Annotated in this window: 4 protein-coding genes; 2 read left to right on the top strand and 2 right to left on the bottom strand. The window is 72.0% G+C overall.

Annotation, left to right across the window (positions count from 1 at the left end; all coding sequences use genetic code 11):
• Window positions 1-223: 223 nt before the first annotated feature.
• Window positions 224-493, top strand: a complete 270-nt coding sequence (locus AB0J04_RS04800; RefSeq protein ID WP_363166936.1) for a hypothetical protein — start codon at window positions 224-226, stop codon at window positions 491-493.
• Between the two features lie 89 nt (window positions 494-582).
• On the opposite strand, the gene AB0J04_RS04795 is transcribed toward AB0J04_RS04800, so the two are convergent.
• Window positions 583-1,326: a ferritin-like fold-containing protein gene (locus AB0J04_RS04795; RefSeq protein WP_363166935.1), complete on the bottom strand. Its 744-nt coding sequence runs from the start codon at window positions 1,324-1,326 to the stop codon at window positions 583-585.
• Window positions 1,327-1,850: 524 nt separating this feature from the next.
• Here AB0J04_RS04795 and AB0J04_RS04790 point away from each other — a divergent pair.
• Entirely contained in the window at window positions 1,851-4,553 is a 2,703-nt protein-coding gene (locus tag AB0J04_RS04790) for a DEAD/DEAH box helicase (RefSeq protein ID WP_363166934.1), read from the top strand.
• A 72-nt stretch (window positions 4,554-4,625) separates the two neighbouring features.
• On the opposite strand, the gene AB0J04_RS04785 is transcribed toward AB0J04_RS04790, so the two are convergent.
• A complete protein-coding gene (locus AB0J04_RS04785) occupies window positions 4,626-6,284 on the bottom strand; it encodes a transposase (protein ID WP_363166933.1) in 1,659 nt (552 codons plus the stop codon).
• Window positions 6,285-6,346 lie beyond the last annotated feature (62 nt).

The raw sequence follows: 6,346 nt of genomic DNA, 5'->3' as shown, positions 1-6,346 counted from the left end.
TTTGGGCGCGCACTGGGCTATTACGGCTTCGGGGCCGGGCTTTGTTTCGCGCCCCGGGCCCCTCTCCGTTTCCCCCGACCCTCTTCGGCCGTCGATTTCGCTGTCAGCGTGTTCTCCACAGATGGAGCACAACTCGACCACAGAGGAGGATTGCATTCCGCAGGTCACGGGTAATGACGGGCTACGACCTCAGTGCACAGCCCCGCCGTCTGGGAGGGACCACATGATCTTGGAAGCGCTCGGCTCCGCTGTGCTGGGTCTCGTGCTCGCATGGGTGGCGGTGCGCCGCCTCTCCCACCGCCTGCCGGTCCGCTCCCTCGTCTTCGCGACGGGCGTCGCCGGAGCCCTGTTCGGTGACTTCGTCACCCACAGCGCGCTGGGCCCCGGCACCGCCCTGCCAAGCCTCCTCGGCGCGGCGATCGTCTCCGCCGCCTCGCTCTCCTTGCTGCTGCGCCCGGCCGGCAGACTCCGGCGACGATCGGTCCCGGCGTAGCCGCAGCGCCCCGCCGGCCCTGGACTGTCCGCCCTGGACCGTCCGCCCCGGACCGTCCGTCCTGGACCGCCGGCGTCGGACCGTCCGCGTTACGCCGCGAGCCCGAGCGCGGCCATCCGCTTGGTGTGCGCCTCGGTGATCCGGGAGAACATCCGGCCCACCTCGGCGAGGTCGAAGCCGTCCGCGACGCCGCCCACGAGCATCGTCGACAGCGCGTCGCGGTCCGCGACCACCCGCTGGGACTGCGACAGCGCCTCGCCCATCAGCCGCCGCGCCCACAGCGCGAGCCGTCCGCCGACCCGCGGGTCCGCGTCGATCGCGGCGCGCACCCGGTCCACGGCGAAGCCGGCGTGACCGGTGTCGTCGAGCACGGCCAGCACCAGCGCGCGGGTGTCGTTGTCGAGGCGCACCGCGACCTCGCGGTAGAAGTCGCTCGCGATCGAGTCGCCGACGTACGCCTTGACGAGGCCCTCCAGCCAGTCGGACGGGGCCGTCTGCCGGTGGAAGCCGTCGAGCGCGGCGACGAACGGCTCCATCGCCCGCGTCGGCTCCTCGCCGATCTCCGTGAGCCGGTCGCGCAGCCGCTCGAAGTGGTGGAACTCGGCCGACGCCATCTTCGCCAGCTCCGCCTTGTCCTCCAGCGTGGGCGCCAGCTTGGCGTCCTCCGCGAGCCGCTCGAACGCCGCCAGCTCGCCGTACGCCAGCGCACCCAGCAGATCCACGACCGCGGCCCGGTACTGCGGGTCGGCGGCGGCCTGCGCCCAGTCCTGCGTGGCGATCCCGGTGGGGGTGGCGGTGTTCTCAGGCTTGTCAGAGGTCGTCATGTAGCGCACAATAGCCCGCTCACCGCACGGTGGAAGTCCCTGGTCAATCAGTGTGACAACGAAGACGTACGGGACCACGCCAGGCACTGTGACAACCACAACGTGACCGAATCGGCCATCGCATGTGCACGATTCCGGGGTATGGTGGTAATGCGCCTGCCGAATATTCGACGGGCCGCACGTATGAGGATGCCCGGTCGGTGGCCCGATCGGCTCCGACCCGACAGCCCTCCTCGTCCGGAAAGCACTGTGCAGTCACGGTGCGTACGGAACCCCGGAGGGACCCCCTCAGCGGTACGAGCGCTAGAGCGTCGGCAGAGGTCCCGTGCCATACGGCTTGCCCCAGCGGTTGGCTCGTAAGGCAGCCGACGTCCCCCCGGCACGGTCCGTCAACGACCCCCGCGCTCGCCTCGCACCGCGCACACAGAAGAGGCAGCACCCTGACTACGACGTTCCGAGAGCTCGGAATCCTTTCCGAGACCGCCGAGGCCCTTGAAGCCGTCGGCATCATCAGTCCCTTCCCCATCCAGGAGATGACGCTCCCCGTGGCCCTCACGGGCACGGACGTCATCGGCCAGGCCAAGACCGGCACCGGCAAGACGCTGGGCTTCGGCCTCCCGCTCCTCGAGCGCGTGACCGTCCCCGCCGACGTCGAGGCCGGCCGCGCCAAGCCCGAGGCCCTCACCGACGCCCCGCAGGCGCTCATCGTCGTCCCCACGCGTGAGCTGTGCACGCAGGTCACCAACGACCTGCTGACCGCGGGCAAGGTGCGCAACGTGCGCGTCCTCGCCATCTACGGCGGCCGGGCCTACGAGCCCCAGGTCGAGGCCCTCAAGAAGGGCGTCGACGTCGTCGTCGGCACCCCGGGCCGGCTGCTGGACCTCGCGGGCCAGAAGAAGCTCGACCTCAGGCACATCAAGTCGCTCGTCCTCGACGAGGCCGACGAGATGCTCGACCTGGGCTTCCTGCCCGACGTCGAGAAGATCATCAACCTGCTTCCGGCGAAGCGCCAGACCATGCTGTTCTCGGCGACCATGCCGGGCGCGGTCATCAGCCTCGCCCGCCGCTACATGTCGCAGCCCACGCACATCAACGCCACGTCCCCGGACGACGCGGGCCGGACCGTCGCGAACACCAAGCAGCACGTGTACCGCGCGCACAACATGGACAAGCCCGAGATGGTGGCGCGCATCCTCCAGGCCGAGGGCCGCGGCCTGGTCATGGTGTTCTGCCGTACCAAGCGCACCGCGGCCGACCTGGCCGACCAGCTCCAGCAGCGCGGCTTCGCCTCCGGCGCGGTCCACGGCGACCTCGGCCAGGGCGCCCGCGAGCAGGCGCTGCGCGCGTTCCGCAACGGCAAGGTCGACGTCCTCGTCTGCACCGACGTCGCCGCTCGCGGCATCGACGTCGAGGGCGTCACGCACGTCATCAACTACCAGTCCCCCGAGGACGAGAAGACGTACCTGCACCGCATCGGCCGGACCGGCCGCGCGGGCGCCAAGGGCATCGCGATCACGCTGGTCGACTGGGACGACATCCCGCGCTGGCAGCTCATCAACAAGGCGCTGGAACTCGAGTTCAGCGACCCGCCGGAGACGTACTCCACCTCGCCGCACTTCTACGAGGAGCTCGGCATCCCCGCGGGCACCAAGGGTGTCCTGCCGCGCGCGGAGCGCACCCGTGCCGGGCTCGACGCGGAGGTGCTCGAGGACCTGGGCGAGCCGGGCGGCCGCGGCGCACGCGGTCGCGGTGACCGTGGCGGTCGTGGCGACCGCGACCGAGGCGGTCGCGGTGACCGGGGCGGCCGGGGCGAGTCCCGTTCCAACGAGCGCTCCGGTGAGCGTTCCGACGAGCGCGAGCGTTCGGCCGGTACGCCCCGCCGACGTCGTCGGATGCGCAACGGCGCACCCATCGACGCCACCTCGGCCCCGGCCGCGACCACGGCTCCGGAGCAGGTGACGGAGGAGGCCGCCGGCCCGCGCACCCCGCGCCGTCGCCGCCGTACGCGCGCCGGATCGGCGCAGGAGGCCACCGTCGCGGCGAGCACCCCGGTGGCCGTCGAACCGGTCGTCGAACCCGTCGTCGAGCCGGTCGTCCAGGCCGCGGAAGCGGCCGTCACGACGGCGGAGGGCCTCGCCCTCGACACGCCGGAGAAGCCGCGTCGCCGCCGCACCCGCAAGACCGCGGAGGCCGCGCCGGCCATCACCGTGACGGAGCCGGCCGCCGAAGCCGTCGTCGCCACGGCGGAGACGGTCGTCGGCACGGAGGAGGCGGCGGAGGTCAAGCCGCGTCGCCGCACCCGCAAGGCGACGGCTCCGGCCGAAGCCGTGGTCGAGGCCGCGGCAGTCGAAGCCGTCGAGACGGTCGAGCCTGCGGTCAAACCGCGTCGCACCCGCAAGACGGCTGCCGCCGCCGAGACGGCGGTCGACACCGCGGAAGCGACCGAGGCCAAGCCCCGCCGCACCCGCAAGACCGCCGCCAAGACCGAGACGACGGCCACCACGGCCGACATCCCGGCCCAGGCCACGCAGGAACCGCAGACGGAAGCGAAGGCGGCCACGCCCCGCCGCCGCACCACCCGCAAGACCGCCGCCACCGCCCCGGCCCCGGCCGAAGCCGTCGCCGCGGTCGACACGGCGGAGGGCGCGGAGCCGACGGAGACCAAGCCGCGTCGCCGCACCACCCGCAAGGCGGCCGCCCCGGCGGAGGTCGCCGTGGAAACGGCGGAAGCCACCGAGGTCAAGCCGCGCCGCACCCGGAAGACGGCAGCGTCGGCCGCCGCGGTCGCCGAGGCCCCGGAAGCCGTCGAGGCCGAGGTCAAGCCCCGTCGCACGCGCAAGGCAGCGGCTCCGGCCGAAGCCGTGGTCGCGGTCGACACGGCGGAGGGCACGGAGGCGAAGCCGCGCCGGACCCGCAAGACCGCCGCCAAGGCCGAGACGACGGCCACGGCCGTCAAGGCAGCGGAAGCAGAGCCGGTCGCGGAGGCCGCGGTGACCAAGCCGCGTCGCACCCGCAAGACGGCTGCCGCCGCCGAGACGGCGGTCGACACCGCGGAAGCGACCGAGGCCAAGCCCCGCCGCACCCGCAAGACCGCCGCCAAGACCGAGACGACGGCCACCACGGCCGACATCCCGGCCCAGGCCACGCAGGAACCGCAGACGGAAGCGAAGGCGGCCACGCCCCGCCGCCGCACCACCCGCAAGACCGCCGCTGCCGTGGAGCCGTCGGAGAGCTGAGGTCACGCCCGAGGGCCCGGTCCACCTGTGTGATGCTGTTGGTTATTCGGGCCTGGTTGCTTCGCCCCACCGCTATGCGGTGGGGCGAAGTGCTGTCAGGGGGCTGGTGCGTGTGCGGGCTCGGGGTGTGTGGGTGAGCCAGGCGTCGATGCGGATGAGGTTGACGGCGGCGCCGGTGAGTTGGTGTGGGAGGCTGGTCTTGGTCAGGCCGCGGTAGCGGGATCTGCGCAGGCCGCAGACGTGGACCGCTTGGGAGACGGCGCCCTCGACACCGGCACGGATCTTGTAGCGGTCCTTCCACTCGTCGGTTGCCTGGAGCTTTCGTGCCTGCTGAAGTACTTCGTATTCGTCGCGGGGCCTGAGGTTGATCTCCCGGCGCCGGGGCTTGGGGGAGTTGACGCATTCCCGCAGCCGGGGGCAAGCGCCGCAGCCGGCCGGAGAGAACCGGACCCGAATGGTCGGCACGCCCTCCTCCGAGCGGCGCTCGGCCCATTGCGTGCTGACAACACTGTTCGGGCAGGTCACGTGCTGGTTGTCCCAATCGATGGTGAACGCGTCCTGGCCGAAGGCGGCATCGCCGCGGGCGTGCGGAACAGTCACCGCTTTCAGCGGTCCGTGCAGGTCGACCCTGTGGTCACGGTCGGCCGCGACCAGGGCGCCACCGTTCCCATAGCCGGTATCCACCCAGTGCTCGCCCGGCAGCAGATCCCGCCGGGAGAGTTCGGCGTGGACCGGGGCGGCCGTCCGGTCATCGGAGACGCTGCCCAGGGCGGTCACCACGCTCGTGACCGGATGCGGGGTGTCGTCCTCACACGTCTCAGCGACGTGGACCTTGTATCCGTCCCAGTCGATGTCGCGCTTTCCACCGGTGCGGACTTCCAGGTCATAGGGGGTCACCAGGCGCATCAGGCCCGGTGGCCGGTCTTTTGGGTCCCGGCGGGCCACTTCACCTTCGACCAGGTGGAAGTACTGAACCCACACCCGCCGCAGCACTTCGACTTCCGACAGACCTCGCAAGCCTGGCGGCGCGTCCTGGGCCCAGATGTTCCGCAGCAGATACATGCCGTCGTCGCCGACCCGCCGATACGTCTGGTCCCGGCGAGACCGCTCCTTGGGGAAGCGGGAGTCCTCGGCCCGGGTGGCACAGTGCTTGAACCACTCCGGCCGGGCCCGCTCGCTCAGCCGGCCCGGCTCGGCCAGAGCCACGGCGTTCAGCGCCGAGCGCAGGGTTTCCGCGACCAGTTCCAGCTGGTTCAGCTCGCGCACCGCCGACAGCACGTGGGTGGAGTCGGTCCGTGCCCGGCCCCGGGCGGTGACCGGTCCCTGCCGCCGGGCGGCCGTCAGGACCGTGTCCAGGACCTCCCGGCCGCCGTCGGCTGTCACGAGCCGGTCGCGGAACTCCGACAGCACTGAGAAGTCGAAGCCGGCATCGGCCAGCTCCAGCCCGAGTGCGTATTTCCAGTCGATACGAGCCCGCACCGCCTCCGCCGCCTGCCGGTCGGTCAGCGCCTCCACGAACTGCAGCACCAGCACCATCGCCATCGCCAGCCGCCCCGGTGACCGGGCAGGCTTCCCCCGCGCCGGGAACAGGCCAGTGAACTGCCTGTCGCTGAACATCGGCCCCAGCTCGTCCCGGACCCGGATCGCCAGGCTCCCCCTCGGGAAGGCGGCCCGCGCCACCCGCACCGTCTCCGCCGGAACCTCGCCGGACCCGCTCGGCTGCATCGACATCCGCACCCACCCCATACGACAACGCCGGCCGTCAAGACCACAACCGGGTCTTGACGGCCGAC

It is taken from the genome of Streptomyces sp. NPDC050263 (genome assembly GCF_040655955.1).
Lineage (GTDB): Bacteria > Actinomycetota > Actinomycetes > Streptomycetales > Streptomycetaceae > Streptomyces.
Note: the sequence above shows the minus strand (reverse complement) of the source record. Positions and strands in the feature narration are given on the sequence as shown.

Coding starts and splice junctions, on each gene's coding strand:
- AB0J04_RS04800 (WP_363166936.1), top strand. CDS start 224: ATGATCTTGGAAGCGCTCGGCTCCGCTGTGCTGGGTCTCGTGCTCGCA.
- AB0J04_RS04790 (WP_363166934.1), top strand. CDS start 1,851: ATGACGCTCCCCGTGGCCCTCACGGGCACGGACGTCATCGGCCAGGCC.
- AB0J04_RS04785 (WP_363166933.1), bottom strand. CDS start 6,284: ATGTCGATGCAGCCGAGCGGGTCCGGCGAGGTTCCGGCGGAGACGGTG.